We start from the raw sequence: 24,904 nt of genomic DNA on the forward strand, positions 1-24,904 counted from the left end.
CCGGCGCGGGAGGCATCCAACCCGGCCGCTCGCGCATTGCACGACCAGGCTTTCCGGAACGGACACACCGCCATGCGCCGCGACCTGCTCTTCGCCGCACTCCTCAGCCTCGCCGCCTGTGGCGAGGAAGCCAAGCTCCCTGGCGCCGCAGGCTTCGGACCCAACCCGCAGCTGCCGCCGCCCAACGCCACGCTGATCCCCACCGTCAACATCGCCCCCGCCACCGGCTGGCCGGAGGGCACCATGCCCACCCCCGCCCCCGGCCTGCGCGTGTCCACCTTCGCCAGTGGCCTGGACCACCCCCGCTGGCTGCTGGTGCTGCCCAACGGCGACGTGCTGGTGGCCGAAAGCAACGCGCCCCCCAAGCCCGAGGACAGCAAGGGCATCCGCGGCTGGGTGATGGGGCTGGTGATGAACCGTGCCGGCGCCGGGGTGCCCAGCGCCAACCGCATCACCCTGCTGCGCGACACGGATGGCGACGGCGTGGCCGACCAGCGATCGGTGTTCCTGGAAGGGCTGAATTCGCCCTTCGGCATGGCACTGGTGGGCAACGACCTTTATGTCGCCAACACGGACGCGGTGCTGCGCTTTGCCTACCAGCCCGGCCAGACCCACATCAGCACCCCGGGCACCAAGCTGACCGACCTGCCCGCCGGCCCGATCAATCACCATTGGACCAAGAACATCATCGCGAGCCGGGACGGCACGCGGCTCTACGCCACCACCGGCTCCAACAGCAACGTCGCCGAGAATGGCCTGCCGGCTGAGGAAGGCCGCGCCGCGATCTGGGAGATCGACCGCGCCACCGGCAGCAAGCGGCTCTTCGCCACCGGCCTGCGCAATCCCAACGGCCTGGCCTGGGCCCCCGGCGGCGCGCTATGGACCGCCGTCAACGAGCGTGACGAGATCGGCAGCGATCTGGTGCCGGACTACATGACCTCCGTGCGCGACGGCGGCTTCTACGGCTGGCCGTACAGCTACTACGGCCAGACGGTCGACAGCCGCGTGTCGCCGCAGGACCCCGCCCTGGTCGCCCGTGCCATCAAGCCGGACTATGCGCTGGGGGCACATACCGCATCGCTCGGCCTCGCCTTCAGTGCCGGCCAGGGGATGCCCCCCGCCTTCGCGCAGGGCGCCTTTGTGGGCCAGCATGGCTCGTGGAACCGCCGGCCGGCGAGCGGCTACAAGGTGATTTTCGTGCCCTTCACCGGCAGCGAACCCAGCGGCCCGCCGGTGGACGTGCTGACCGGGTTTCTGGACGAAGCCGGCAACGCCCGGGGCAGGCCGGTGGGGGTGGCCATCGACGGCCGCGGCGCCCTGCTGGTGGCCGATGATGTGGGAAACCGGGTGTTTCGCGTCGCGCCCTGATAACGCAGGCTGGCCCAGGGGGCGCTGCCCCCTCGGATCGCCCGCCGGGGTGACTGAGCTACCCCGTACCCCGGCATTGGAAAGCAATTCGAAGCTTTCGGGATGAGCCAGGCGTCTGCTGAATCCTCTAAGGAATAAAGAGCATCCTGGGCCGCGCGCCCACCCCTTGAGCGTCACCAATCCTCGAAGTGAAACGCAAAACAAAGGTCGGGGTCCGGGGTGTTTCAACCACCCCGGCGGGGGTCCAGGGGGCAGAGCCCCCTGGACCGGCCCCCATCACACCGCGTGCACCGCCGCCTCGCGAGCCCAGAAGCGCAGCTTGCCGCAGGCCTTGATGAAAGCCGCCGCATCCACCGGCTTGTTCAGCGCCATGCAGCCTTCGTCCATGTCCCCCGCCAGTCCGCACTTCTCGAACAAAAGCTTCGCCGCCGGGGCGTAGGCGATGAACTTGGCATGCGCAAAGGCGTCGTTCAGGAAGTCCTTGGCCGTGGCTTCACGCGACAAGAGCTTGGCGCCCGCCTCGGAGGGGACGATCGCCACGGCGTCGTACAGCACGGAAGGACCGCCGTTCACCTTCTGCTGGGCCTCGATCACCGAGCCATCGCTGGCGGAAACGCCACCGACCACGGGGGCGATGAACTCCACCATGGCGCCCACGCCGGTCGCGGCCTCCTTCAGCGCGGCGACCATGGCGGCGTCGGCGCCCTCCGTCACCAGGATGCCGAGCTTGCGACCCTTGAAGCTCTCCGGGCCGTTCAGCGCGATGCTGAGGGCGGGCGACTGGGGCAGGTCCTGGCGCGTCGGGCGGGCGGCGGTGGCCGGCTCCGGCACGTCCTTCAGGCCAAGGCCTTTGGCCACGGTCTGCGCCAGCGTCTCGTCGATGTTGCGCAGATGCGCGACGATGCGGGCGCGGATGGCCGGCGTTTCCACCTTGCTCAGCTCGAACACCAGCGCATCGCCGATGTGGGTCTGCTCCACCGGGGTCTGGCTGACAAAGAACTGCCGCGCCTGGCTGTAATGGTCGGCGAAGCTTTCAGCGCGGATGCGCAGCTTCGGCCCGGCTTCCTCCGCGGGAAAGGAGCGGTAGCCACGTGGCGTCTGGCGAGGGCCGCCGGCGGCGCCGCCCCAGCCGTTGGGTTCGTAGTTCACGCGGCCCTTGGGGTTGTGCATGGCCATGTGGCCGTCCTGCTGGAAGTTCCGGACGGGCACCTTGGGCGCGTTGATCGGGATGTGCGTGAAGTTGGGACCGCCCAGGCGCTTCAGCTGTGTGTCGAGATAGGAGAAGTTGCGGCCCTGCAGCAGCGGGTCGTTGGTGAAGTCGATGCCGGGCACGACGTTGGAGGTGCAGAAGGCGACCTGCTCGGTTTCCGCGAAGAAGTTGTCCACCACGCGGTCCAGCACCAGGCGCCCGACCACGCGCACCGGCACCAGTTCCTCCGGGATCAGCTTGGTGGCGTCCAGCACGTCGAAGTCGAAGGATTTGGCGAACTCCTCGTCGAACACCTGCACGCCGAATTCCCATTCCGGGAAGTCGCCGGCCTGGATGCTGGCCCACAGGTCGCGGCGGTGGAAGTCGGGGTCGGCGCCGTTCAGCTTCACCGCCTCGTTCCAGGCGACGGATTGCAGACCCAGCTTGGGCTTCCAGTGGAACTTCACGAAGCTGGACTTGCCCTCGGCATTGACCAGCCGGAAGGTGTGCACGCCGAAGCCCTCGATGAAGCGCAGGCTGCGGGGAATGGTGCGGTCGGACATGATCCACATGATCATGTGCATCGACTCGGGCGTCAGGCTGATGAAGTCCCAGAAGTTGTCGTGCGCCGTCTGGGCCTGCGGAAAGCCGCGGTCGGGCTCCTGCTTGGCGGCGTGGATCAGGTCCGGGAACTTGATCGCATCCTGGATAAAGAACACCGGGATGTTGTTGCCGACGATGTCCCAGTTGCCTTCCTGGGTGTAGAGCTTCACCGCGAAGCCGCGCACGTCGCGCGCCAGGTCTGGCGAACCCTTGTTGCCGGCGACGGTGGAGAAGCGCACGAAGGCCGGCGTCTTCTCGCCCACGCGCTGAAAGACATCCGCGTGGCTGAGGTCGGCGAGCGATTCCGTCATCTCGAAATAGCCATGGGCGCCGAAGCCGCGGGCATGCACCACGCGCTCGGGAATGCGCTCGTGGTCGAAGTGGAACATCTTTTCGCGGAAGTGGAAGTCTTCCAGCAACGTCGGGCCACGGGGACCCACCTTCAGGCTGTTCTGGTCGTCCGAAACGGGAATGCCCTGCTGCGTGGTCAGCACCGGCACGTCGCCGCCGGCGGTCTGCTGCACCTCGCCGCCCTGGCCGACCGGCACGTCGAGATCGGCGATGCGCGCCTGGGCGGGCGGCGCGTTGTTGGTTTGGGACATGTGAAGGGCGCTCCGTGCGGCATGACAGCGGCGACGGCCCCCTGCGAGGGGCCGGCCTAGCCTATCAACGCCGCAAAGCGCCGATCGTCACATCGCAGCGCCGTCCGGTGCTCAACGGGCCGGGGCGGCGGGGGTCGCCGGGGCGGCGTTCGGCGTCACGACGGCATAGCCGTCGGGCACCGTGAATCGCGCGGCATCCTGCGGGCCGGTGGATACCGTCTGCGCCTCGATACGGATCTCCTCGCCGCTGTGCGTCTTGGCCACGGTGCGCAGCATCAGCCGCCCTTCCGTGACGCACAGGGTGCCGGTGCCCTCGCTGGCGCTTTCATAGTTCCACAGGGTGCAGGGCAGGCCGGCCACGGTATCGGTGCCGGCCTCGGTCAGCGTCGCGCCGGGCGGCACGCGGGGGGCGCCGCGCTGGGCGACCTCCGGCGGCATCTGCATCGCGGCACGCTGCGCGTCGACCACCATGGTGGCCTTGTTGTCGCGCGGCTGCAGCAGCAGCCAGCCGGGAAACATCATGCTCTCGACCCGCACGCGGCCGCTGTCGGCCTTCCAGGATACCGACATGACGCCACCGGGCTTGCCCACCATCTGCACGCCGTAAGTGATGGCGGCGTCCGTTGCGGGCGTCAGGCTGGACGGCGGCGTGGCGGCGAAGGCGAGCGATGGCAGCGCCGCCAGGGTCAGCGCCAGCAGGGTGGACTTGGTCATGGGGCGGTCCTCATCTCATTGCACTATGCGCAAGCTGCGGATGACACCGGGCCACGGCAAGTCCAGGCCGGAACACGTTGCTGGCAGCGGCGCGGCTCACACCCGCATGGGCATGAGCACGTAGAGGGCCTCGGGCTTGGCCGCGTCCACCACCACCGTCGGGGCCGAGCCGTCGGCGAAGCGGAACTCCACCTTGTCGTTGATCTGGTCGGTGATGTCGGACAGGTAGCGTGCCTGGAAGCCGATCTCGATGCCGCTGCCGTTATAGGAAACGGCATCGCCGTCCAGCTCTTCCTCCGCCTGTCCCTGGTCGGGGCTGCTGGCGGTCAGCGTCAGGCTATCCGCCTTGAGCGACAGCTTCACCGGCCGCGAGCGCTCGGAGGAGATGGCGGCGACGCGCGCCACGGCCTCCGCGAAGGCCTTCTTGTCCACCGTCAGGATCTTGTCGTTGCCGCGCGGGATCACGCGGTCGTATTCGGGGAAGGTGCCGTCGATCAGCTTGGAGGTCAGCTGCACCGCGCCGAAGGTGAAACGGATCTTGGTGTCGGACAGCTTGATCTCGACCGGGTCCTGGTTTTCCTCCGCCAGCTTGCGGATCTCGTTCACCGTCTTGCGCGGGATGATCACGCCCGGCATGCCCGCGGCGCCGTCCGGCAGCGGTTCCTCGACGCGTGCCAGGCGGTGGCCATCGGTCGCCACCGCGCGCAGCACCGGCTGGCCCTCGCTTTCGGTCGCGTGGATGTAGATGCCGTTCAGATAATAGCGGGTTTCCTCGGTGGAGATGGCGAACTTGGTGCGGTCCACCAGCTCGCGCAGCGTGCCGGACGGCAGCTCGAAGCCATGCGGCAGCTTGCCTTCGGTCATGGAAGGAAAGTCCTCCACCGGCAGCACCATCAGGGAGGTGGCGAAGCGCCCGGCACGCAAGGCCAGCGGCGCGTCGCCGCCCGGGTGGTCCAGCTCCACCTTGGCGCTGTCCGGCAGCTTGCGGACAATCTCGAACAAGGTGCCGGCCGGCGCCGTGGTGCGGCCCGGGCGGGTGACGGTAACGCCCGGCACCGCCTCAACGATGGCGATCTCCATGTCGGTCGCGGTCAGGGTCAGCGCGCCGTCCTGCGCGGCCAGCATGACGTTGGCCAGGATGGGAATGGTGTTGCGCCGCTCCACCACGCTTTGCACATGCGCCAGGGCCTTGAGCAGCACGGCCCGATCCACCGAGAACTTCATGGCTTGTGCAACCCCGTGGCAGCCGGGCGCGGGAAGCCGCGCCCAAGGTGAGCGAAAGAGCCGATCTCTCTACCAGCCCGCCCGCAAAGGGGAAAGGGCGGGCAGCCGCAACCACGCCAGCGCGCCCCGAGTTTTCCCGGCATGAGCGATTCGTTGTTCCCCGACCCCGCCGAAGCCCGCCCGCAGGCCGCCTGGGCCGCCGGCCACACCTTTGTTCCGGGCGAAGGGCCGCAGCTTGCCGCCCTGATGTTCGTGGGCGAGCAGCCGGGCGACGAGGAGGACCGGGCCGGCCGCCCCTTTGTCGGCCCCGCCGGCCGGCTGTTCGACCAGGCTCTGGCCGAGGCCGGCGTGCCGCGGGCGGAGGCCTATGTCACCAATGCGGTGAAGCACTTCAAGTTCACCCAGACCGGCACGCGGCGCATCCACCAGAAGCCCGACACCGCCGACATCACCCATTACCGCCCCTTTCTGCTGCAGGAGGTGAAGCAGGTGGCGCCGCGCCTGCTGGTCGCGCTGGGCGCCACGGCCGCGCAGGCTCTGCTGGGCCGCAAGGTGCCGGTCCTAAAGGCGCGCGGCGAGGTGATGCCCGGTCCCGCCGGGCGCGACGTTTTCATGACCGTCCACCCCAGCTTCCTGTTGCGCCTGCCGGACCCGGCGGCGAAGCGGGAACAATACGCGGCCTTTGTGCGGGACCTGCGGGACGCGGCGGCGCGGGTGACGGGATGACAAAACGGCCGGAGGAAGGAATTTCCCCCGGACTCGCATCTTCTTTTCGTCGGCCAGGAACGAGTGCGCCGTGACCGCGGAGCATTACGCCCGAATAGCCGCCGATGAATCAGAAAGAAGATAGGGGCCTTGGGAAATTCCGTCCCCCCGCCTTCACTGCATCCCCTGCCACAGCAGGTGCGCGCCCAATCCCAGCAGCCCCAGAAAGAAGCACCGCCGGAACACCGCTGGCGACACCTGCCCGCGCAGCCGTCCGCCCAGCCACATTCCCGCCAGCGCCGGCAACACCGCCAGCGCCGAGCCGCCCAGGGTGTCCCCGCCGAAGCCGCCGCCCCAGCTCAGTGCCACGGCCAGGGCCAGGGTGGACACGGTGAAGGACAGGCCCAGCGCCTGCACCAGCCGGTCCCGCTCCAGCCCAAGCGCCTGCAGAAAGGGCACCGCCGGAAGCACGAAGACCCCGGTCGCCGCCGTCACCACGCCGGTCAGCAGCCCGATCAGCGGACCGGCCCAGGGTTCGGCGCGCGGCGGCACCCGTGGCAGGCGCAACGGCAGCAGGCCGAAGGCCGCATAAGCCAGCAGCGCGGCGCCCAGCCCGACGGTGGCCGAGCCGCGTCCCGGCAGCAGACCGACCCCCGCACCCCCCAGCGTGCCCAGCACCACCGCGCCCAGCAGCGGCGCCAGCCGGCGCAGCAACGCCCCGAGACGCGGGCCGTCCAGCACCTGCCAGGCATTGGTCAGCAGCGACGGCAGCACCAGCAGCGCCGCGGCCTCGGCCGGCGACATCAAGGCGCCGAGCAGCCCCATGGCGACGGTCGGCAGGCCAAGGCCGATCACGCCCTTCACGAGCCCGGCGAAGAGAAAGGTGGCCGCGACGGCCAGCAGGTCCAGGGATGTCATGCGCCGCAGGCTGCGGCATCGGCGTCGGCGATGCTACGCTCCGGGCCGTAGCATCGCCGCCCGCCCGCGCGGCAGGCTGCGGCAGGAGGCACGACATGGTTTCCACCACCGGACTGGCCGCCACCGCCGCCGCCATCGGCGACCCCGCCCGCGCCGGCATGCTGGCGGCGCTGATGGACGGCCGCGCCCTGACGGCGGGCGAGCTGGCGGGGGTGGCCGGCATCGCCCCCCAGACCGCCAGCGCCCATCTGGCGCGGCTGGCCGAGGCGGGGCTGATCCAGCAGGAGAAGCAGGGCCGCCATCGCTACCACCGCCTCGCCTCGGCCGAGGTGGCGGCACTGCTGGAAGGGCTGATGGCGCTGGCCGCCCGCCCGCGCCCCGCCACCGGCCCGCGCGAGCATGGCCTGCGCACCGCCCGCACCTGCTACGACCACATGGCCGGGCGCCTGGCCGTGGCGCTGGCCGATGCCCTGGTGGCGCGGGGACACCTGCTGCTGGACACCGAGGGCGCGGCGCTGACCGAGGGCGGGCTGGCTTTCCTGAACGATCTCGGCGTGCGCTCCGCACCGTCCCGCCGCCGCTTCTGCCGCCCCTGCCTGGATTGGAGCGAGCGCCGGCTGCACCTGGGCGGTGCCGTCGGCGCTGCGCTCTGCGCCCGCTGCGTGGAATTGGGCTGGGTGCGGCCGGTCGCCGGCAGCCGGGCCCTGACCATCACGCCGGCGGGGGAGCTGGGGTTCCGCTCGGCCTTCGGGGTGGCGATGGCGTAAGAGCCGAAACCCTTGCCACGGGCGCCCCCCCGGCCTTAACCACCCCGCGCAAGCGAGACCGTCAGGAAGGAAGACCGATGAACTGGATCAGCGAGTGGGCGCTGCCGAAGATCCAGACTTGGCTCGGCCGCACCGAGGTGCCGGACAACCTGTGGCACCAATGCCCCGCCTGCAACCAGATGATCTTCCACAAGGACCTGGAGCGCAGCCTGCATGTCTGCCCGCATTGCGGCCACCACATGCGCATCAGCGCCGCCCAGCGCATCGCCTATACGCTGGACGAGGGCTTCCAGCGCATCGAGCTGCCCAAGGCGCCGACCGACCCGCTGCGCTTCCGCGACCAGCGCCGCTATGCCGACCGGCTGAAGGAAGCGCAGGCCAAGTCCGGCATGGACGACGCGGTGGTGGTCGCGCATGGCGCGATCGAGGGCCACCGCGCCGTCGCCGCCGCTTTCGAGTTCGGCTTCATGGGGGGTTCCATGGGTGCCGGCGTGGGTGAGGCGCTGGTCACGGCCGCCAAGCTCGCCGTGTTGCAGGACGCGCCGCTGGTGGTCTTCACCGCGTCCGGCGGCGCCCGCATGCAGGAAGGCGCGGTCAGCCTGATGCAGATGCCGCGCACCGTGATCGCCACCCAGATGGTCAAGGAAGCCGGCCTGCCCTTTATCGTGGTGATGGGTGACCCGACCACCGGCGGCGTCACCGCCTCCTTCGCCATGCTGGGCGATATTCACATCGCCGAGCCCAACGCCCTGATCGGCTTCGCCGGCGCCCGGGTGATCGAGCAGACGGTGCGCGAAAAGCTGCCCGAAGGGTTCCAGCGGGCTGAGTACCTCCTGGCGCACGGCATCCTGGACATGGTGACCCACCGCGGTGAGATGCGCGCCACGCTGGCCCGGCTGGTGTCCCTGCTGCGCGAGAAGCGGCCCGCCGAGGTGGCGGTTGCCGCCCCCGAAGCCCCCGCCGCCTGAACATGTCCGCCATGGGCCGTTCGGAAGCCATCATCGACCGGCTGCACAGCCTGCACCCCAAGCTGATCGACCTCAGCCTGGAGCGGCTGCAGCGCCTCTTGGCCGACCTCGGCCACCCGGAGCGGCAGCTGCCGCCGGTGGTCCATGTGGCGGGCACCAACGGCAAGGGCTCCACCTGCGCCTTTCTGCGCGCCATCGCGGAAGCCGCCGGGCAGCGCGTGCACGTCTATACCTCGCCGCACCTGGTCCGCTTCCATGAGCGCTTCCGCCTGGCCGGCACGCTGGTGACCGAGGACGCTCTGGCCGAGGCGCTGGAGGAGATCGAGCGCGTCAACGCCGGCCAGCCGATTACGGTGTTCGAGGTCACCACCGCCGTGGGCATCCTGCTGTTCAGCCGCACCCCGGCCGACCTGCTGGTGCTGGAAGTGGGCCTCGGCGGCCGCTTCGACGCCACCAACGTGGTGGACCGCCCCGCCGCCTGCGCCATCGCCAGCATCTCCATGGATCACATGGACTTCCTGGGCGACAGCCTCGCCGCCATCGCGGGCGAGAAGGCCGGCATCATCAAGCCCGGCATTCCCGTGGTCACCGGGCGGCAGGCGCCGGAAGTGCTGGCCGTGCTGCAGGCGGAGGCCGATTCGCTCGGCGCCCCCATCCTCGGCCGCGACCGCGACTGGAGCATCGAGCCTGCCGAGCCCGGCCTGCGCTACATGGATTCGCTGGGCACCCTACACCTGCCGCCGCCCGCCCTGCCCGGCCCGCACCAGGCGGACAACGCCGGCATCGCCATCGCCGCGCTGCGCGCCTGGAACCCGCATTGGCTGACCGACGCCGCCATCGCCGCCGGGCTTTCCACCGCCACCTGGCCTGCCCGCCTGCAACGCCTGCATGGCGCCCTGGCCGGACTGCTGCCGGAAGGATGGGAACTGTGGCTGGATGGCGGCCACAATGCCGGTGCCGGCCAGGCCCTGGCCGCCCAGCTGCCGCAATGGTCCGACCGGCCGCGCCACCTGGTGGTCGGCATGAAGCAGGGCAAGCAGTCGCACGAGTTCCTGCGCCCGCTGCTGCCGCTGGCGGAGTCGCTCTGGGCCGTGGCCGAGCCGGGGCAGCACCTGGCGATGCCGGTGCAGGACATCCTGGCCGCCAGCGACGGCGCCGCCATCCCCGGGCCCACGGTGGAAGCGGCCCTGCATGCCATCGCAGCACGCGGCGGCGAGCCCGGGCGGGTGCTGGTATGCGGCAGCCTGTATCTGGCCGGAGAAGTGTTGAAGGCAGACGGCACGGCCGTGGACTGAGATGTCCGGCCAGGGGGCGCTGCTTCCCGGCTCCCGGCTGATCTGGCTGCACCAACCCAGGCCCCCGCCTCAGGCAGCACGCCCGGCGAACAGGGATCTCCACAAAAAAGGCCCCGCGAACGGAGCCTTTGTTGGCCAGAGCCATGGTCCCGACGCGCAACGTGAAAAAAGACCGCGGTCCAGAGGCAGCGCCCCTGGACCGCCCCGCCGTTACTGGGCGTCCGGCGAAACGATGATGCACGCCCCGCGCGTCCGCAGCTTCTCGCAAGCCGCATTCGCGGCCTCACGCGACAAGCCGCTGACCCGCGCCCGGTACAGCGTGGCGCGACCGGAAGCCACCGGCTCCACCATCGCACGGCCGGCGCGCAGGCCAGCCTGGTCGCGTGCCTGCTCGGACGCGCCGCGCGCCAGGTTGGCGCTGGCGAAGGCGCCCACCTGCACGGCCCACTGGCCCGTGGCGGACGACATGGCAACGGGGGTGGCGATCCCGCCCCCGGTGCCGGCCTGCGGCGTCCGCAGGTTGCTCAGGGTCCCCGCCTGGGCGGAGGACACGAGGCGGAAGCCGGTTTGACGCGGCGGCGCCTCGGCCAGCACCGGCTCGCTGGTCGGACGCGGCGCCGGGCCACGCTGCGTCTCGTAGACGGGCGAGGCGTTGGCGCGCAGCGAGGCCAGCGCGGCGGCGGCGGAACCCGAGGCGCTGCCGCGCGGCGCGGCGGCCGCCAGCGAGGAACCGGCCATGCTGGGCGCGGGCGCCGCCATGGGCGGCGGCACCGGCAACGACGCCATCATCACCGGCGCGGGGGCCGGCGGCGGCGGGGCGGGCGTGTTGGCGTAGGTGGAACCATCCGGGATCGGTTCCATGCGCGACACCACGTTGGTCGGCGTGTAGGTCGAGCCATCGGGGATCGGCGCCATGCGGGCCACCACGTTGGTGGGCGCGTAGGTGGAGCCGTCCGGGATCGGCTCCATGCGCGACACGACGTTGGACAGGCTCGCCACCTGCACTGGCGCGCTGGCATAGGTGGAACCGTCCGGGATCGGCTCCATGCGGGTGATCGGGCCCGGCGGCAGGCTGGCCACGCGGATGCCGGGGTCGACCGCGTTGCGCTGCTCGCGCAGCGCCAGCATGGTCGAGGTATCACCGCGGCGCGGGCCGGCGGGGATGTTCAGCGGGATCTCGGCCGCCGCGTAGACTTCCGGCGCCGCGCGGCGGTTCGGATGCGCGTCGATGATGCGCGGGCCGATGCGGGCCACGTAGTTGCGCGTCTCGGCCGGCAGGCCCTTGGACGCCCACAGGTAGTCTTCCAGGCGGCGGGGCCCGGCGTTGTAGGCCGCCAGAAAGCCCGGGCTGCCGTAGAGCTCGTACATTTCCCGCACATAGGCGGAGCCCGCCATGATGCTGTTCCACGGGTGGTACGGGTCGTCGCCGAAGCCGTAGCGGGCGCGCAGCTCGGCGTAAGTGCCGGGCATCACCTGCATCAGGCCCATGGCGCCCACCGGGCTGCGGGCCGTGGCGCGTCCGCCGCTTTCCTGGCGCATCACCTCGCGGATCCAGCGCTCGGGCACGTCGAACCGCTTGGAGGCTTCCTTGATGTAAGGGCCCCACGGGTCGCTGGACGAGCCGGGCGGGTCGTAGCTGCTGGGCTGCGGGTGCGACGCGGCTTCCCGCGCGGCCTGGGCCGTCACGGGAAGGCTGCTCTGCTGGCTGGAGCCGCAGGCCGCGAGAAAAGTCAGAACCCCCATGGTGGCCACGGCACGGACGTGCCTGCGGCTCGGGTAGTACCGGAACGGAGTCATCCCCTGTTCTCCGTCAGAGTAACGGGCCGACGCAGCGCTGTTCCATGACCCCCGAGGGTTTCCCCCCCATTCCGGGCCAGGCGGTCGTTTCGCGCCCCCACGCGGCCCGACCGGGCGATTGCGGCGTCCCTGCCAGGATCGGCAGAACGTCAATGGCTCCTGGCCTACAGGAGGTTTCCGACGGATACAAGCCTGCAATCATGGCAGATTATGGTGGTCGCGGCCGTGGGCCCGCGGCCCGGTGGCCGGGGCCCGACCCCGGTCCTCACTCCTTCGTGACGGCCGGCATTGCTTCCCGCCCCGCCCCGGTGTTGCTGCAGGCGGGGCGCGGCCCTGGACTCGCGCCCGGCGCGTCGCCACCTGCGCCTTGTCGGACGGCCGCGCCGGGCCCTGCCTTGGCCGTGCCACCATCGCATCACACGCTGACCGGGCCGGCTATTCCGGTTCACATGGGCAGGAGCCAACACGCCATGACCTCTCGTCCCCCCGCCATCCGCGCCCGTGGCGCCCGATTCGCCGCCTGCCTGCTGTTGCTTGGCGGTTTGGCCGCCTGCGCGCCGACGCTGACCTCCACCACCTACACCACCGGCTCGATCGGCCGCGCCGCTTCCGTGTCCTATGGCACCATCGTCGGCCTGCGGCCGGTGACGCTGCAGGGGGGCAACAGCGGGCTCGGCACCGCCGCCGGCGCCGTGGCGGGCGGCGTCGCCGGCTCCTTTATCGGCGGCGACTGGCGCTCCAACCTGCTGGGCGGCCTGGGCGGCGCGGTGCTCGGCGGCGTGGTCGGCAACGCCGTGGAACGTGGCACCGGCAGCGGCCAGGGCGTCGAATTCTTTGTGCGCCAGGACGGCGGCGGCGACATCTCCGTGGTGCAAACCAACGAAGAGAACCTGCAATACAACGACCGCGTCGTGATCATCCGCGGTGACACCACCCGCATCAGCCGCGCCGGCGGCACCGCGCCGCCGCCGGGCTACGCGCCGCCCCCGGCCTATGCGCCGCCGCCGCAGCAGGGCTACGCCCCGCCCACCTACGCGCCGCCGACCTACGCCCCCGGCGCCAACGGCCCGACCTACTACGACACGCCGAGCTATCCGCCGGCGGGCGCCAGCTACCGCTGACGCCATGGGCGGCGGGGCACGGCCCCGCCGCCCGAATCCGCCATCCCGTTCCGCGCGCCGGCCCCGGCGCTGGCGAAGTCGGCAATTCACGTAGTATAGAGCCGCCGCCATGCAGACCGCAGCCCTCTCCACCTACCATACCGACGCCCGCAACCCGCAGCGCGGCGCCCGTGCGCTGGCGGACCTCGTCCGGGGCTTCTCGTCCTGGCGGCTGGCCTGGGCACTGGCGCGGCTCGACCTCCGCAACCGCTACCGCGGCTCGGTGATCGGGCCCTTCTGGGTGACGCTGTCCACCGCCGTGATGGTGGTGGGCCTCGGCCTGCTCTACTCGCAGCTGCTGAAGCAGGACATCACCACCTACCTGCCCCACCTGGCAGTCAGCCTGATCGTGTGGAACACCATCGCGGCCCTGGTGCCGGATGCCACAACCTGCCTCAGCAGCGCGGAAGGCGTGATCCGCCAGCTCCCCCTGCCGCTCACCACCCATGCGCTGCGCTGCGTGTTCCGCAACGCGGTGGCCGCCGCCCACAGCCTGCCGCTGATCGTGGTGGTGTTCCTGGCCATGGGCCACATGCCGGGGGTCGAGGCCTTTCTGGCCATCCCCGGCCTGCTGCTGCTGGCGCTGAACGCCTTTGCCGCCAGCATCTTCCTGGGCATGATCTGCGCCCGCTTCCGCGACATCGGCCAGATCGTCACCAACGTCATGCAGCTCGCCTTCTTCATGACGCCGGTCATCTGGCGCGTGGAGCTGCTGGGCGAGAACGCGTGGCGGCTGCTGCTCAACCCCTTCTACCCGATGCTGGAGGTGATCCGCGGCCCGCTGGTCGACGGCGGCGTCGGCGGCGATGTCTGGATCGCGGCGCTGGCCTATACCGCCGTCCATTGCGGCATCGCCCTCGCCTTCTTTATCCGCTTCCGCGCGCGCGTGGCATTCTGGGTCTGATCACATGGCACGCATTGTCGCCGACCGGCTGACCATCGAGTTCCCGCTTTACCACATGGGCGCGCGCAGCCTGAAAAAGCGCCTGTTGTCCAAGGCCAGCGTGCGGGTGCAGACGGACGATTCCAACCGCGTGGTGGTGGCGGCGCTGCGCGACCTCGACTTCCGCATCGAGCGGGGCGAGCGCGTGGCGCTGGTCGGCTCCAACGGCGCCGGCAAGACCACCCTGCTGCGCACCATCGCCGGCATCTACGAGCCGGTGGGCGGCGAGCTGACGGTGGAAGGCGAGATCGGCTCGCTGATCGACCCGGGCGCCGGCATGGACGGCGACAGCACGGGGCGCGAGAACATCCGCCTGCGCGGCCTGTACCGCGGCATGGACGAGGCCGCCATCGCGGCGCTGGAAACCGACGTCGCCGCGTTTTCCGACCTTGGCGAGTTCCTCGAGGTGCCGACCCGCGGCTATTCCGCCGGCATGGGCATCCGCCTGGCCTTTGCCATGGCCACCGCCATGGCACCCCAGATCCTGCTGATGGACGAGTGGTTCCTGGCCGGCGACGCCAACTTCATGCAGAAGGCCGAGGCCCGGCTGCACACCCTGGTCAACAATGCCGACATCCTGGTGATCGCCACCCACGACTTCGAGATCGCCCGGCGCTGGTGCACCCGTGCCATCCGCCTGAACGCCGGCCGCATCATCGCGGACGGTCCGGTGGACGAGGTGCTGGCGGCCATGGAAGCGTCACCGGCCGCGGTTGAGGCACCGGCGGAGTGAAGGCCAGGGGGCGGCGCCCCCCTGGCCACCTTGTCAGTCCTCGCCCGGGCGCCCGCGCAGCTTCTTGACCCCTGCCGCGTGGCGCTTTTCCTCCACCCGCTTGCGCTTCTGGTTGCGCGACACCCGCGTGGCGATGCGGGGCACGGGCGGGATGGCGGCTTCCTTGAGAAGCTCCGCCAGCCTGTCCCGCGCGTCCTGGCGGTTCTGTTCAAGCGAGCGAAAGCGCTGCGCCGCGATGACCAGCACGCCGTCATTGCCCAGCCGCCGCCCCGCCAGCCGCACCGCGCGTTCCTTCAGCGCCGTGCCGAGGCTGGGCGACCCCAGCAGGTCGAAGGACAGGCGCACGGCGGAGGACACCTTGTTGACGTTCTGCCCGCCGGGGCCGGACGCGCGCACGAAGCTCTCGTGCAGTTCCTCGTCCGGGATGGCGATGCGGGGGGTGATCTGCAGCATGGCGGCCGTTCATAGCATATCCACGCGCACCGGCGCGCGGACCGGCTGCGCCGTTGCCGCCCGGCCGGCGGGCGTGCTGCCGAAGGCCGCGCGCCATGCGGCGCCGAAGGCCGAGGCACTGGCATAGCCCACCGCCGCCGCCGCCCGCGCCGGCGTCATGCCCTGGGCCAGCAATGCCGCCGCCTCGGCCAGCCGGGTCTGCTGCCGCCACACGGCGAAGCCCAGCCCCGTTTCGGCACGGAAGCGGCGGGTCAGGGTGCGCGGGCTGGCGCCCACCTCGGGCGCCCAGTCCTCCAGGCTGCGGTGTGAGCCCAGGTCGGCGCGGAAGGCCTCGGCCAGCCGCCGCAGGCGCGGATCGCGTGGCTGCGGCACGCCCAGCGGCAGGGCGGGCGCGTGGCTGATCTCGTCCAGGATCAGCGCCGCCAGGTGGCCGCCGCGCCCGGCCAGGTCCCATTCCAGCGGGTCGTCGCAGGCGGCCAGCACCAGCTCGCGCAGCAGTGCCGAAACGGCCAGCACGGCGACACCGGCCGGAAAGGCCCCCACCGCGTCGGCCCGCAGGAACAGCGCCCGCATGGCGACGCGGCCCTGCATGGTCACCGCGTGCAGCAGGCCGGCCGGCACCCACAGCGCCCGGCCCGGCGGCACCACGTGCAGGGCGCCCGCGGCCGAGATGCGCATCACGCCGGCGGTCGCGTAAAGCAGCTGCGCCCGCAGGTGGCTGTGCTCGCCGGTGGAAAGGCCATGCGGGTAATCATGCGCGAAGGCGGCCAGCGGCCGGTCTACCCGCTCCGCCGAAACCGGCAGCGGCGGCAGGGAAGGATGACGCGGGGGAGGCTGGCCGATGATCGACATGATCTGTCCGGACGTCGCTGTTCCGCCAAGCTAGCTTCCAGGCCAAGGACACGCCAGGACCAAGAACCATGTCGCCCGCGACCCGCCAGATCGCCTTCATCAACGCCGCGCACACCGCCACGCATTACTGCCTGCTGATCCTGGCCACCGCCGTGCTCGGCATGGTGGCGCAGGACGGGGGCGCCTTCGGCCACGACTACGGGCCGGTGATGGCGCTGGGCACCGCCATGTTCGCGCTCTACGGCGTGGGTGCCCTGCCGATGGGATGGCTGGCCGCCCGCTTCGGCCGCAAGCGGATGATGGTGGCCTTTTTTCTCGGCACGGGTGCCGGCATGGCCGGGGCAGGCTTCGTGTCCTCGCCCTTCTGGCTCGCCGCCATGCTGGGGGCGATGGGTGCTTTTGCCGCCATCTACCACCCGATCGGCACCGCCATGCTGGTGGAGGCCGCGGGCGACAAGGTGGGCCGCGCGGTCGGGTTGAACGGAGTGTTCGGCAATCTCGGCGTCGCCACCGCGCCGGTCGCCACCGCCATGATCGCCCAGGCCGCCGGCTGGCGCTGGGCCTTTATCCTGCCCGGGGCGCTGTGCGTGCTGGTCGGGCTCGCCTATGCCCGGCTGCCGGAGGTCTCCACCGCGTCACATGCCGGCGCCCGCCCGTTTCCCGCCATCCCGCGCGCCGTGGTGCGCCGGGCGGTGGTGGTGCTGCTGGCCATCGCCGCCGCCTCCGGGCTGGTGTTCAACGCCTTCACCCTGCTGCTGCCCAAGCTGATGGAGGAACGCCTGGCCACCGCCCCCGGACTGCTGCCCGTGATCGGCGCCCTGGCCTTCGCCGCCACGCTGTGCGGCGGGCTGACGCAATTCACCGTGGGGCGGATGATCGACCGGCTGACCCTGCGGCGCGTGTTCCTGCCGCTGGCGGTGGCCCAGATGCCGCTGATGCTGGCGCTGTCCTTCGCGCAGGGGCCGGTCATCCTGCCGCTGGCCGCGGCGCTGGCAGCCTCGATCTTCGGGCAGGTGACGGTGAACGAGACGATGACCGCGCGCTACATCGCGCCGCCGCTGCGGGTGAAGCTGTATTCCATCCGCTTCTTCATCGGCTTCATGGGCGCCGCCGCCGCCGCCCCGCTGGTGGGGCTGCTGCACGAGGCCACCGGCGGGCTGGCGGCGACCCTGGTGGTGCTGGGGCTGGTGTCCGCCGTCACCCTGGTATGCGCGCTGTTCTTTCCGGACCGGGAAGAAGAACTGAAGCCCGAGCTCTGGAACGTCGCGCCCGCGGAATAGGAAACGGACAAGGCCGGGGGAAGGCGTTCCCCCGCCCCCCATCTTTATTTTGATCTGCTTCCGCGAGAAGGGCTGTAAGTCTGTCGCCCCGCTTCCGGCTCCGGCAACGAACCAGAAAAGATGGGATTCGGGAAAATTGCTTCCCCCGACCTTCTTTGCCGCCTTAAGCGTTCGGATCGCCCGCGTTCGGGAAAAACAGCGACTGCCCGTCGATCTGATAGGCCGCGATGGCGTCCTGCCCGGCCTTGGACACCAGCCAGTCGATAAAGGCCTGCCCATCCGCCGTCTTCACATGCGGGTGCCGGGCCGGGTTCACCAGCATCACGCCGTACTGGTTGAACAGGCGGGCATCGCCTTCGGTCAGCACCTGCAGGTCGCGGCGGTTGCGGAAGCTGAGCCAGGTGCCGCGGTCGCTGAGCAGATAGGCCTCGGCGGCGGCGGCGGTGTTCAGCGCCGGGCCCATGCCCTGGCCGATCTCGCGGTACCAGCCCTGCCCCGTGGCGGCGGGGTCGATGCCGGCCAGCTTCCACAGCCGCAGCTCCGCCGCATGGGTGCCCGAGCGGTCGCCGCGAGAGACGAACGGCGCGTGCTTGGCCGCCACCGCCTGCAGCGCGGCGGTGATGTCGCGCCCCTTCGCGCCCGCCGGGTCCGCCGCCGGGCCCACCAGCACGAAGTCGTTGTACATGACGGGATAGCGGCGGGTGGCGAAGCCCTCGGCCAGGAAGTTCATCTCCGCCGCGCGGTCGTGCACGAAGACCACGTCGGCGTCGCCGCGCCGGGCGACATCCAGCGCCTGGCCGGTGCCCAGTGCCACCACGCGCACGTTGATGCCGGTAACCTGGGTGAACAGCGGCAGGATATGGCCGAACAGGCCGGACTGCTCCGTGGAGGTGGTGGAGGCGACGGTGATGCTGCGCGGCGCCTGCGCCCGCGCGCCGGGCACGGCCCCCAGCAGCGCGAGGCTGCCGAGCGCGGCGAAAAGAAGACGGCGACCGAGGCGCATGAATAAGCTTCCCATGACTGGCGTGTTTCTTTCAACAAGCCGCAAGCCGGCCTCAAGGTCCAGGGGCGGCTTGATGTCGTTGCGCCACCATGGCCCCGGCGGCGCCAGAACGGCAGGCCGCGCCCGCAACAGCGCCAGGCAGGCCTGCCTTCCGGACTTTCTCCGAGCGAGATTGCGGATTTCGCCCCGGCCGATCCTGCTTTAAGGCCTGCGCATGCGGATTCTGGCAATGGATGGCGCCCTGGCGCGGGCTTCGGCGGCGGTATGGGCGGAAGGGCGCGTTATGGCGCAGGCCACGACCGATGGCGCGCGCGGCCAGCCCACGGCGTTGCCGCTGCTGGTGCAGCGGGTGCTGGCCGAGGCCGGGCTGGCCGCCACCGAGCTGGATGCCGTGGCGGCGGTGGTGGGCCCGGGTGGCTTCACCGGGCTGCGGGCGGCGCTGGCACTGGCGCAGGGCATCGCGCTGGCGGCAGGCCGGCCCGCGGTCGGCGTCACCACCGGGGAAGCCCTGGCGGCCGGCCTGCCGGCGGCGTGGCGCGCGGGGCGGGAAACCTGGTGCTGCATCGACACGCGGCGCGGCCGGCTGCTGCTGGAACGCTTCGCGCCCGGTTCGGCCGCGGCGCTGGGACCGCCCTTGTCGCTGGCGCCGGAGGAGTTGCCGGTTGTCGCAGCCCCGCCCCTGCTGGCGGGCGATGCCGCAGACATGGCGCTTGCGGCGCTGGCTTCGCGCGGCGTGGTGGCGGAAAACAGCGGCCATGCCTTGCCCCGGGCCGCCGATGCCGCCGCCGTGGCGGCGCTGCGGCTGGCCGGCCAGCTGCCACCACTGGCCGCGCTGCCCCTTTACGTGGAGCCGCCGGCGGTGCGCGCGCCGTGACACCGGCCTTGCTTGGCCAGGCCGACGCCGCGGCGCTGGCCGTGCTGCATGCCGGCGCCTTTCCGGCCGCCGAGGCCTGGGGGCCGGATGCCATCGCATTGATGCTGGGGCTGGACGGCGGCTTCGGGCTGGGGCTGGCCGGACAGGGCTTCGTGCTGGCGCGCGCGGTAGCCGGGGAGGCCGAGGTGCTGACCCTGGCCGTGGCACCGGCCGCGCGGCGGCGGGGCGTGGCCACGGCGCTGCTGCAGGCTGCGATGCGACAGGCAGCGGCACGGCAGGCGGAGGTGATGTTTCTGGAAGTCGCCGAAAGCAACGCCGCCGCGCAAGCGTTGTACATGGCGGCGGGCTTCGCCGAGGTCGGGCGCCGCCGCCATTACTATAGCGATGGCACCGATGCGCTGGTGCTCAGCCGTCGCCTCGGCGCAGCCTGAGGCACAGCGCGCCGTCCGGCCGCTCCCGCTGCCCCAGCACCGCATGGCCTTGTTCCACAGCGGTGCGGGGGATGTTGCGGCGCGGTTCGTCGCCTTTCAACAGCACCTCCAGCACCTGTCCGGGGGACAGCCGGTCCAGCGCCAGGCGGGTGCGCACAAAGGTCATCGGACAAGTCTCGGCGGTGATGTCGATGTAGCTGTCGGGACTGTCGTCCCACCACTGTTCTTGGTGCATTCTGTAATGAATCCGGATTTATTCGCACCGCGCCAGAAAGGCGGTTGCGGGAAATGGATCAGGAAAGATATGCTGGCCGCAGACGGGGGCCGCAAGTCGCGAGCCGTCGTCGTTTAGAGAAATCATGAAAAGGCGCCTTTATGGCCGAAGAACAGGCTGGGCAAGAACTGCTGGAGCTGACGGCGCAGATCGTCGCCGCGCATGTGTCCAACAACGCGGTGTCGCTGCCCGAGGTGCCCTCGCTGATCGAGCAGGTGCACCGCACGCTGGCCGGGCTGGGCAACGCCGCCCCTGCCCCCGCCCCGGTGGCCGAGCGCCCGCAGCCCGCCGTGCCGGTCAAGAAGTCGGTGACGGACGAGTACCTGGTCTGCCTGGAAGACGGCAAGAAGTTGAAGATGCTGAAGCGGCATCTGAAGACCGCCTACGACATGACGCCGGAACAGTATCGCGACCGCTGGGGCCTGCCGCCCGATTATCCGATGGTGGCGCCCAACTACGCCAAGCACCGTTCGTCGCTGGCCAAGAAGATCGGCCTCGGCACCAAGCCGCGCGGCGGCCGCCAGAAGCGCCCCGCGGCGGCCTGACGGCCGGGGCGCCGCATCCGGCCCGCCGGGCGCGGCGCCTGCCACCGCCGGGGCCGCCACCAGCGCCGCCGCTGGTGGCGCGCCTTGCCTTGGCCGGGTTATGATGGCAAGGGCGGGTGCGTTGAGACCCGCCCTCGCCACCTGACACCGGCCACGCGGGGCCAGAGCCGGCCCCGGCGCAGGAGCTTCCGACGACGCGCATGGACACCCGCACCGCACCTCCCCGCCCCGCCGCGCCCGGTCCCGCCGCGTCCAGCCCCGGAGCCGCGCCCGACCCGATGCGGATCGAGCGGCTTTGCATCGAGCGCGGGCTGAAGATGACCGGCCAGCGCCGCACCATCGCGCGCGTGCTGTCCGAGGCGATCGACCACCCCGACGTCGAGGAACTGTACCGCCGGGCGCTGGCGCTCGACGCCCGCGTGTCCATTGCCACCGTGTACCGCACCGTGCGGCTGCTGGAGGAAAAGGGCATCCTGGAGCGGCATGACTTCGGCGGCGGCCGCGCCCGCTACGAGGCCACCGACCACGGCCACCACTACCACCTGATCGACATCGATTCCGGCAAGGTGATCGAATTCTCCGACGAACAGCACGAGGCGCTGGCCGCCGCCATCGCGGCGCGGCTCGGCTTCGCGCTGGTGGGCCACCGGCTGGAGCTGTTTGGCCGCCGCGCCGAGGATGCCGGTGCCGGCCCGGCCCGCGGCCGCCGCCGCAGCGTCGCCAAGCCCGGCCCCGGCCGGGCCCCCGACGAGGGCGGGAACGCCGCATGATCGACCCCGAGGCCGGCTTCGGCGAGCTCCGGGCCGGCAATCTGGGGGTCCGCATCGCCATCTCGGCCGCCGAGGTCGATGCCGCCCAGGCACTGCGCTACCGCGTCTTCTACGACGAGATGGGCGCGCATCCCGATGCCGTCACCGCCGCCGCGGCACGCGACGCCGATAGCTTCGACCCCGTGGCCGACCACCTGCTGGTGCTGGACCACGACCTGGGCGAGGGTCCCGCCGCCGTGGTCGGCACCTACCGGCTGATCCGGCGCGAGGCGGCGGCGCGCGTCGGCGGCTTTTATTCCGCCAGCGAATACGACGTCAGCAAGCTCACCGGCCGCCCCGGCCCGGTGCTGGAGCTGGGCCGCTCCTGCGTGGATGCCGCGTATCGCGGGCGGCCGTCCATGCAGCTGCTGTGGGCCGGCATCGCCGCCTATATCGCCAAGCACAACATCGAGGTGATGTTCGGCTGCGCCAGCCTGCCGGGCACGGACCTGGATACGCTGGCGGTGCCGCTGACCTACCTGCACCACGCCCACCTGGCGCCGCCTGAGCTGCGCCCCGTGGCGGTGCGGGACCGCTTCGTGCGCATGGACCGGCTGGACCCGGCGCTGATCGACCACCGCGCCGCGCTGGCCGACCTGCCGCCGCTGGTGAAGGGCTATCTCCGCCTTGGTGGCTTCGTGGGTGATGGCGCGGTGATCGACCCGCAGTTCAACACCACCGACGTCTGCGTGGTGGTGATGACGGAACGGGTGACGGACAAGTACTTCCGGCATTTCGAACGGCAAAAGGCCGGCTGAGCACCCGGCGGCGCCCCGGGCGCGCGATTGCCGCGCCGGGCCGCCTCCGGTATCGCTGCCCCATGGCATCCCCTTCGGACGAGACCCGACGCCCCCTGCTGGTGGGCCCGCCCGACGATTCCCCCATCTCCGGCGGCAGCGCCCTGCGCGCCGCCGGGCGGCTGGCGCTGGTGACGCTCTGGACCCTCGGCTGCCTGCCGGTGCAGGCGGTGCTGGTGGCCTTGCCCGGGCGGGCCGACGTGCGCTTCGGCGGCCTGTACCACCGCGGCCTGTGCCGCATCCTGGGCCTGCGGCTGCGGGTGGTGGGGCAGCAGGCGGCGGGCGCCTCGGTGCTATACCTGTCCAACCACTCCTCCTGGCTCGACATCCCGGTGCTGGGCGGCACCCTGCGCGCGCCCTTCGTGTCCAAGGCCGAGGTGGGCACCTGGCCGGTCATCCGCCTGGTGGCCCGGCTGGGCCGCACCGTTTATGTGAGCCGCGCCCGCGGCCGCACCGGCGAGGAAGCCGCGGCGATGCGCGAGCGGCTGCAGGCCGGCGGCTCGCTGGTGCTGTTCCCCGAAGGCACCAGCGACGACGGCACCCGCGTGCTGCCGTTCCGCTCCTCCTTTCTGGCGGTGGCCGAGGCGGCGGCCGCCGTGCAGCCCGTCACGGTGGTGTACGACCGGCTGGGCCCGCTGCCCGCCACCCGCCGGGACCGCGCCATCTTCGCCTGGTATGGCGACATGGACATCGGCAGCCACTTCTGGCGCCTGGCCCGGCGCACCGGCGGGCAGGCCACCGTGGTGCTGCACCCGCCGCTGGACCCGCGCGCCTTTGGCCACCGCAAGCAGCTGACGGCGGCGGTGGAGAAGGTGGTGGCGGACTGCGCCGCCACGTTGCGGCAAGGCCGGGCGGCGATGCCGCTGGCCGCGCAGGCGCCGCCGCCGGCCGCCACGAAGCCGGAATAGCCGGGCGGTTCCGGCGCGCGGCGCCGGGCTGCCCTGACTTGGCGGCGCATGCCGGATTGCACGAAACGGTCACCACGCTTTGCCTTGACCCTGGCCCCCGGCATCCACAACTCTGTGGGGCATGGACCGGCTCGATTCGACCCTCATGGCTGGGCGGCGGTCTCCTGGGGCAGGCTTCGCTTGACCTTGGCCACCGTGCGCCGCACATCGCCCACCCGCCCTGCCGGGCGGGTGACCCGCTTCGCCGCGCCAGGGCTTTTCAGCACATGACCGAGACCACCCCGCAGCCCCGCAAGCGGCTGTACATCCGCACCTTCGGCTGCCAGATGAACGTCTATGACAGCGACCGCATGGCCGATGTCCTGGCGCCGCTCGGCTATGGCCCCGCGCCATCGCCGGAGGAGGCCGACATGGTCATCCTCAACACCTGCCACATCCGCGAGCGGGCTTCGGAAAAGGTGTTTTCCGACCTCGGCCGCCTGCGGGTGCTGAAGGACGCCAAGGCCGAGCGGGGCGAGCAGATGGTGCTGGCCGTGGCCGGTTGCGTGGCGCAGGCGGAAGGCAAGGAGATCGTGTCCCGCGCGCCGTGGGTGGACATCGTGCTCGGCCCGCAGACCTACCACCGCCTGCCGGAGATGGTGGCGCGCGCCGCGCGCGCCGCCGGCGCGCAGATCGACACCGACTTCCCCGTGGAACAGAAGTTCGACCTCCTGCCCGAGGTGCGGGCCAGCCAGGGGCCGATCGCCTTTCTGACCATCCAGGAAGGCTGCGACAAGTTCTGCTCCTTCTGCGTGGTGCCCTACACGCGTGGCGCCGAGTTCTCCCGCCCCGTGGCGGCCATCCTGGCCGAGGCCCGGCGGCTTGTGGCCAGCGGCGCGCGGGAGATCGCGCTGCTGGGGCAGAACGTGAATGCCTGGCACGGCGAGGCGCCGGACGGCGCCACCTGGGACCTGACCCGGCTGCTCTACGCCCTGGCGGAGATCGATGGCCTGCCGCGCATCCGCTACACCACCAGCCACCCGCGCGACATGGATGCCGGGCTGATCCGCGCCCATGGCGCCATTCCGCAGCTGATGCCGTTCCTGCACCTGCCGGTGCAAAGCGGTTCGGACCGCGTGCTGGCCGCCATGAACCGCGGCCACAAGGCCGACCTGTTCCTGCGCATCTGCGACGAGCTGCGCGCGGCGCGGCCCGACATCGCCCTGTCGTCCGACTTCATCGTCGGCCACCCCGGCGAAACGGCGGCCGACCACGCGGCCACCATGGCGCTGGTGGAACGGGTGGGCTTCGCGCTGGCGTATTCCTTCACCTATTCGCAGCGCCCGGGCACGCCCGCCGCCGGCCAGCCCCTGCAGGTGGCCCAGGCCGAGAAGGACGCCCGGCTGCAGGAATTGCAGGCCCTGCTGCGCCAGCAGCAGGATGCCTTCAACGAGGCCTGCGTCGGCCAGGACTGCGCGGTGCTGTTCACCGGGCCCGGGCGCCACCCCGGCCAGGTGATGGGCCGCACCCCGTGGCTGCAGCCGGTGCACGCGATGGGCCCGCTGTCGCTGGTCGGCCAGACCGCGCCGGTTCGCATCGCGGAGCGTTACCCCAATTCCTTGTCCGCCATCCTGCTGGACCAGAAGGAGCTTGCCTGCGCTTGACCGTACCCCGCTCCGCGCCCATCGCCCTCCGCACCCGGCCCCCGGGTCC

General features: G+C 71.4%; 25 protein-coding genes. 16 read left to right on the forward strand and 9 right to left on the reverse strand.

Annotation, left to right across the window (positions count from 1 at the left end; all coding sequences use genetic code 11):
• Positions 1-72: 72 nt before the first annotated feature.
• Positions 73-1,368 (forward strand): PQQ-dependent sugar dehydrogenase, encoded by a 1,296-nt coding sequence (locus IAI59_RS01950; RefSeq protein WP_207417833.1) that lies wholly within the window; start codon positions 73-75, stop codon positions 1,366-1,368.
• Positions 1,369-1,644: 276 nt separating this feature from the next.
• Here IAI59_RS01950 and katE read toward each other — a convergent pair whose 3' ends face one another.
• The 3 genes from katE to dnaN form a co-directional block, all read right to left on the reverse strand.
• Positions 1,645-3,762, reverse strand: a complete 2,118-nt coding sequence (gene katE / locus IAI59_RS01955) for a catalase (protein ID WP_207417834.1) — start codon at positions 3,760-3,762, stop codon at positions 1,645-1,647.
• Between the two features lie 111 nt (positions 3,763-3,873).
• Positions 3,874-4,476, reverse strand: a complete 603-nt coding sequence (locus IAI59_RS01960) for a hypothetical protein (protein ID WP_207417835.1) — start codon at positions 4,474-4,476, stop codon at positions 3,874-3,876.
• A 96-nt stretch (positions 4,477-4,572) separates the two neighbouring features.
• Positions 4,573-5,700, reverse strand: a complete 1,128-nt coding sequence (gene dnaN / locus IAI59_RS01965) for a DNA polymerase III subunit beta (protein ID WP_207417836.1) — start codon at positions 5,698-5,700, stop codon at positions 4,573-4,575.
• Between the two features lie 141 nt (positions 5,701-5,841).
• Between dnaN and IAI59_RS01970 the strand changes: the two genes are divergently transcribed.
• A complete protein-coding gene (locus IAI59_RS01970) occupies positions 5,842-6,426 on the forward strand; it encodes a UdgX family uracil-DNA binding protein (RefSeq protein WP_207417838.1) in 585 nt (194 codons plus the stop codon).
• A 153-nt stretch (positions 6,427-6,579) separates the two neighbouring features.
• On the opposite strand, the gene IAI59_RS01975 is transcribed toward IAI59_RS01970, so the two are convergent.
• Positions 6,580-7,323 carry a sulfite exporter TauE/SafE family protein gene (locus IAI59_RS01975; RefSeq protein ID WP_207417839.1) on the reverse strand — a complete coding sequence of 248 codons (744 nt, stop codon included), beginning with the start codon at positions 7,321-7,323 and terminating at the stop codon, positions 6,580-6,582.
• A gap of 95 nt (positions 7,324-7,418) precedes the next feature.
• Here IAI59_RS01975 and IAI59_RS01980 point away from each other — a divergent pair, with 95 nt between their 5' ends.
• The 3 genes from IAI59_RS01980 (at position 7,419) to IAI59_RS01990 (ending at position 10,353) form a co-directional block, all read left to right on the forward strand.
• The gene (locus IAI59_RS01980; RefSeq protein WP_207417840.1) at positions 7,419-8,090 is read left to right on the forward strand and encodes an ArsR/SmtB family transcription factor; all 672 of its coding nucleotides are present in this window, start codon (positions 7,419-7,421) and stop codon (positions 8,088-8,090) included.
• Positions 8,091-8,167: 77 nt separating this feature from the next.
• Complete coding sequence (gene accD / locus IAI59_RS01985) at positions 8,168-9,058, forward strand: acetyl-CoA carboxylase, carboxyltransferase subunit beta (RefSeq protein WP_207417841.1); 891 nt, start codon at positions 8,168-8,170, stop codon at positions 9,056-9,058.
• 11 nt (positions 9,059-9,069) lie between these two features.
• Entirely contained in the window at positions 9,070-10,353 is a 1,284-nt protein-coding gene (locus IAI59_RS01990) for a bifunctional folylpolyglutamate synthase/dihydrofolate synthase (RefSeq protein WP_207417842.1), read from the forward strand.
• Between the two features lie 210 nt (positions 10,354-10,563).
• Here IAI59_RS01990 and IAI59_RS01995 read toward each other — a convergent pair whose 3' ends face one another.
• Positions 10,564-12,039 carry a lytic transglycosylase domain-containing protein gene (locus tag IAI59_RS01995; RefSeq protein ID WP_237181177.1) on the reverse strand — a complete coding sequence of 492 codons (1,476 nt, stop codon included), beginning with the start codon at positions 12,037-12,039 and terminating at the stop codon, positions 10,564-10,566.
• Positions 12,040-12,620: 581 nt separating this feature from the next.
• On the opposite strand from IAI59_RS01995, the gene IAI59_RS02000 reads away from it, so the two are divergent.
• From IAI59_RS02000 to IAI59_RS02010, 3 genes are all read left to right on the forward strand, one after another.
• Positions 12,621-13,271 carry a glycine zipper 2TM domain-containing protein gene (locus IAI59_RS02000; protein WP_237180777.1) on the forward strand — a complete coding sequence of 217 codons (651 nt, stop codon included), beginning with the start codon at positions 12,621-12,623 and terminating at the stop codon, positions 13,269-13,271.
• 109 nt (positions 13,272-13,380) lie between these two features.
• The gene (locus tag IAI59_RS02005) at positions 13,381-14,214 is read left to right on the forward strand and encodes an ABC transporter permease (protein WP_207417844.1); all 834 of its coding nucleotides are present in this window, start codon (positions 13,381-13,383) and stop codon (positions 14,212-14,214) included.
• A gap of 4 nt (positions 14,215-14,218) precedes the next feature.
• Positions 14,219-14,986: an ABC transporter ATP-binding protein gene (locus tag IAI59_RS02010; RefSeq protein WP_207417846.1), complete on the forward strand. Its 768-nt coding sequence runs from the start codon at positions 14,219-14,221 to the stop codon at positions 14,984-14,986.
• A 33-nt stretch (positions 14,987-15,019) separates the two neighbouring features.
• Here the strand turns inward: IAI59_RS02010 and arfB are convergent, their stop codons facing one another.
• Both arfB and IAI59_RS02020 read right to left on the reverse strand, forming a co-directional pair.
• The gene (arfB, locus tag IAI59_RS02015) at positions 15,020-15,439 is read right to left on the reverse strand and encodes an alternative ribosome rescue aminoacyl-tRNA hydrolase ArfB (RefSeq protein ID WP_207417848.1); all 420 of its coding nucleotides are present in this window, start codon (positions 15,437-15,439) and stop codon (positions 15,020-15,022) included.
• Positions 15,440-15,448: 9 nt separating this feature from the next.
• Positions 15,449-16,291 carry an AraC family ligand binding domain-containing protein gene (locus tag IAI59_RS02020; protein WP_207417849.1) on the reverse strand — a complete coding sequence of 281 codons (843 nt, stop codon included), beginning with the start codon at positions 16,289-16,291 and terminating at the stop codon, positions 15,449-15,451.
• Positions 16,292-16,359: 68 nt separating this feature from the next.
• On the opposite strand from IAI59_RS02020, the gene IAI59_RS02025 reads away from it, so the two are divergent.
• On the forward strand, positions 16,360-17,571 hold the full coding sequence (locus IAI59_RS02025) for an MFS transporter (protein ID WP_207417850.1): 1,212 nt from the start codon (positions 16,360-16,362) through the stop codon (positions 17,569-17,571).
• Between the two features lie 163 nt (positions 17,572-17,734).
• Here IAI59_RS02025 and IAI59_RS02030 read toward each other — a convergent pair whose 3' ends face one another.
• Positions 17,735-18,574: an ABC transporter substrate-binding protein gene (locus tag IAI59_RS02030; RefSeq protein ID WP_207417851.1), complete on the reverse strand. Its 840-nt coding sequence runs from the start codon at positions 18,572-18,574 to the stop codon at positions 17,735-17,737.
• Between the two features lie 214 nt (positions 18,575-18,788).
• Here IAI59_RS02030 and tsaB point away from each other — a divergent pair, with 214 nt between their 5' ends.
• The gene (gene tsaB, locus IAI59_RS02035) at positions 18,789-19,448 is read left to right on the forward strand and encodes a tRNA (adenosine(37)-N6)-threonylcarbamoyltransferase complex dimerization subunit type 1 TsaB (protein ID WP_207417852.1); all 660 of its coding nucleotides are present in this window, start codon (positions 18,789-18,791) and stop codon (positions 19,446-19,448) included.
• On the forward strand, positions 19,445-19,879 hold the full coding sequence (gene rimI / locus IAI59_RS02040) for a ribosomal protein S18-alanine N-acetyltransferase (protein WP_237181178.1): 435 nt from the start codon (positions 19,445-19,447) through the stop codon (positions 19,877-19,879). Before tsaB ends, rimI begins: the two co-directional genes overlap by 4 nt.
• On the opposite strand, the gene IAI59_RS02045 is transcribed toward rimI, so the two are convergent.
• Positions 19,854-20,114 (reverse strand): sulfurtransferase TusA family protein, encoded by a 261-nt coding sequence (locus tag IAI59_RS02045; protein WP_207417853.1) that lies wholly within the window; start codon positions 20,112-20,114, stop codon positions 19,854-19,856. The genes rimI and IAI59_RS02045 overlap by 26 nt on opposite strands.
• 140 nt (positions 20,115-20,254) lie before the next feature.
• Here IAI59_RS02045 and IAI59_RS02050 point away from each other — a divergent pair, with 140 nt between their 5' ends.
• From IAI59_RS02050 to miaB, 5 genes are all read left to right on the forward strand, one after another.
• On the forward strand, positions 20,255-20,698 hold the full coding sequence (locus tag IAI59_RS02050) for a Ros/MucR family transcriptional regulator (protein ID WP_207417854.1): 444 nt from the start codon (positions 20,255-20,257) through the stop codon (positions 20,696-20,698).
• A gap of 278 nt (positions 20,699-20,976) precedes the next feature.
• Positions 20,977-21,468: a Fur family transcriptional regulator gene (locus tag IAI59_RS02055; protein WP_237180802.1), complete on the forward strand. Its 492-nt coding sequence runs from the start codon at positions 20,977-20,979 to the stop codon at positions 21,466-21,468.
• The gene (locus tag IAI59_RS02060; protein ID WP_207417856.1) at positions 21,465-22,265 is read left to right on the forward strand and encodes a GNAT family N-acetyltransferase; all 801 of its coding nucleotides are present in this window, start codon (positions 21,465-21,467) and stop codon (positions 22,263-22,265) included. Before IAI59_RS02055 ends, IAI59_RS02060 begins: the two co-directional genes overlap by 4 nt.
• Before the next feature lie 62 nt (positions 22,266-22,327).
• On the forward strand, positions 22,328-23,212 hold the full coding sequence (locus tag IAI59_RS02065; protein WP_207417857.1) for a lysophospholipid acyltransferase family protein: 885 nt from the start codon (positions 22,328-22,330) through the stop codon (positions 23,210-23,212).
• 266 nt (positions 23,213-23,478) lie between these two features.
• Positions 23,479-24,855 (forward strand): tRNA (N6-isopentenyl adenosine(37)-C2)-methylthiotransferase MiaB, encoded by a 1,377-nt coding sequence (gene miaB, locus IAI59_RS02070; protein ID WP_207417859.1) that lies wholly within the window; start codon positions 23,479-23,481, stop codon positions 24,853-24,855.
• The last annotated feature ends 49 nt before the right edge of the window (positions 24,856-24,904 follow it).

The organism is Roseomonas haemaphysalidis (genome assembly GCF_017355405.1).
Classification (GTDB): Bacteria; Pseudomonadota; Alphaproteobacteria; order Acetobacterales; family Acetobacteraceae; genus Pseudoroseomonas; species Pseudoroseomonas haemaphysalidis.

Coding starts and splice junctions, on each gene's coding strand:
- IAI59_RS01950 (WP_207417833.1), top strand. CDS start 73: ATGCGCCGCGACCTGCTCTTCGCCGCACTCCTCAGCCTCGCCGCCTGT.
- katE (WP_207417834.1), bottom strand. CDS start 3,762: ATGTCCCAAACCAACAACGCGCCGCCCGCCCAGGCGCGCATCGCCGAT.
- IAI59_RS01960 (WP_207417835.1), bottom strand. CDS start 4,476: ATGACCAAGTCCACCCTGCTGGCGCTGACCCTGGCGGCGCTGCCATCG.
- dnaN (WP_207417836.1), bottom strand. CDS start 5,700: ATGAAGTTCTCGGTGGATCGGGCCGTGCTGCTCAAGGCCCTGGCGCAT.
- IAI59_RS01970 (WP_207417838.1), top strand. CDS start 5,842: ATGAGCGATTCGTTGTTCCCCGACCCCGCCGAAGCCCGCCCGCAGGCC.
- IAI59_RS01975 (WP_207417839.1), bottom strand. CDS start 7,323: ATGACATCCCTGGACCTGCTGGCCGTCGCGGCCACCTTTCTCTTCGCC.
- IAI59_RS01980 (WP_207417840.1), top strand. CDS start 7,419: ATGGTTTCCACCACCGGACTGGCCGCCACCGCCGCCGCCATCGGCGAC.
- accD (WP_207417841.1), top strand. CDS start 8,168: ATGAACTGGATCAGCGAGTGGGCGCTGCCGAAGATCCAGACTTGGCTC.
- IAI59_RS01990 (WP_207417842.1), top strand. CDS start 9,070: ATGGGCCGTTCGGAAGCCATCATCGACCGGCTGCACAGCCTGCACCCC.
- IAI59_RS02000 (WP_237180777.1), top strand. CDS start 12,621: ATGACCTCTCGTCCCCCCGCCATCCGCGCCCGTGGCGCCCGATTCGCC.
- IAI59_RS02005 (WP_207417844.1), top strand. CDS start 13,381: ATGCAGACCGCAGCCCTCTCCACCTACCATACCGACGCCCGCAACCCG.
- IAI59_RS02010 (WP_207417846.1), top strand. CDS start 14,219: ATGGCACGCATTGTCGCCGACCGGCTGACCATCGAGTTCCCGCTTTAC.
- arfB (WP_207417848.1), bottom strand. CDS start 15,439: ATGCTGCAGATCACCCCCCGCATCGCCATCCCGGACGAGGAACTGCAC.
- IAI59_RS02020 (WP_207417849.1), bottom strand. CDS start 16,291: ATGTCGATCATCGGCCAGCCTCCCCCGCGTCATCCTTCCCTGCCGCCG.
- IAI59_RS02025 (WP_207417850.1), top strand. CDS start 16,360: ATGTCGCCCGCGACCCGCCAGATCGCCTTCATCAACGCCGCGCACACC.
- IAI59_RS02030 (WP_207417851.1), bottom strand. CDS start 18,574: ATGCGCCTCGGTCGCCGTCTTCTTTTCGCCGCGCTCGGCAGCCTCGCG.
- tsaB (WP_207417852.1), top strand. CDS start 18,789: ATGCGGATTCTGGCAATGGATGGCGCCCTGGCGCGGGCTTCGGCGGCG.
- IAI59_RS02045 (WP_207417853.1), bottom strand. CDS start 20,114: ATGCACCAAGAACAGTGGTGGGACGACAGTCCCGACAGCTACATCGAC.
- IAI59_RS02050 (WP_207417854.1), top strand. CDS start 20,255: ATGGCCGAAGAACAGGCTGGGCAAGAACTGCTGGAGCTGACGGCGCAG.
- IAI59_RS02055 (WP_237180802.1), top strand. CDS start 20,977: ATGCGGATCGAGCGGCTTTGCATCGAGCGCGGGCTGAAGATGACCGGC.
- IAI59_RS02060 (WP_207417856.1), top strand. CDS start 21,465: ATGATCGACCCCGAGGCCGGCTTCGGCGAGCTCCGGGCCGGCAATCTG.
- IAI59_RS02065 (WP_207417857.1), top strand. CDS start 22,328: ATGGCATCCCCTTCGGACGAGACCCGACGCCCCCTGCTGGTGGGCCCG.
- miaB (WP_207417859.1), top strand. CDS start 23,479: ATGACCGAGACCACCCCGCAGCCCCGCAAGCGGCTGTACATCCGCACC.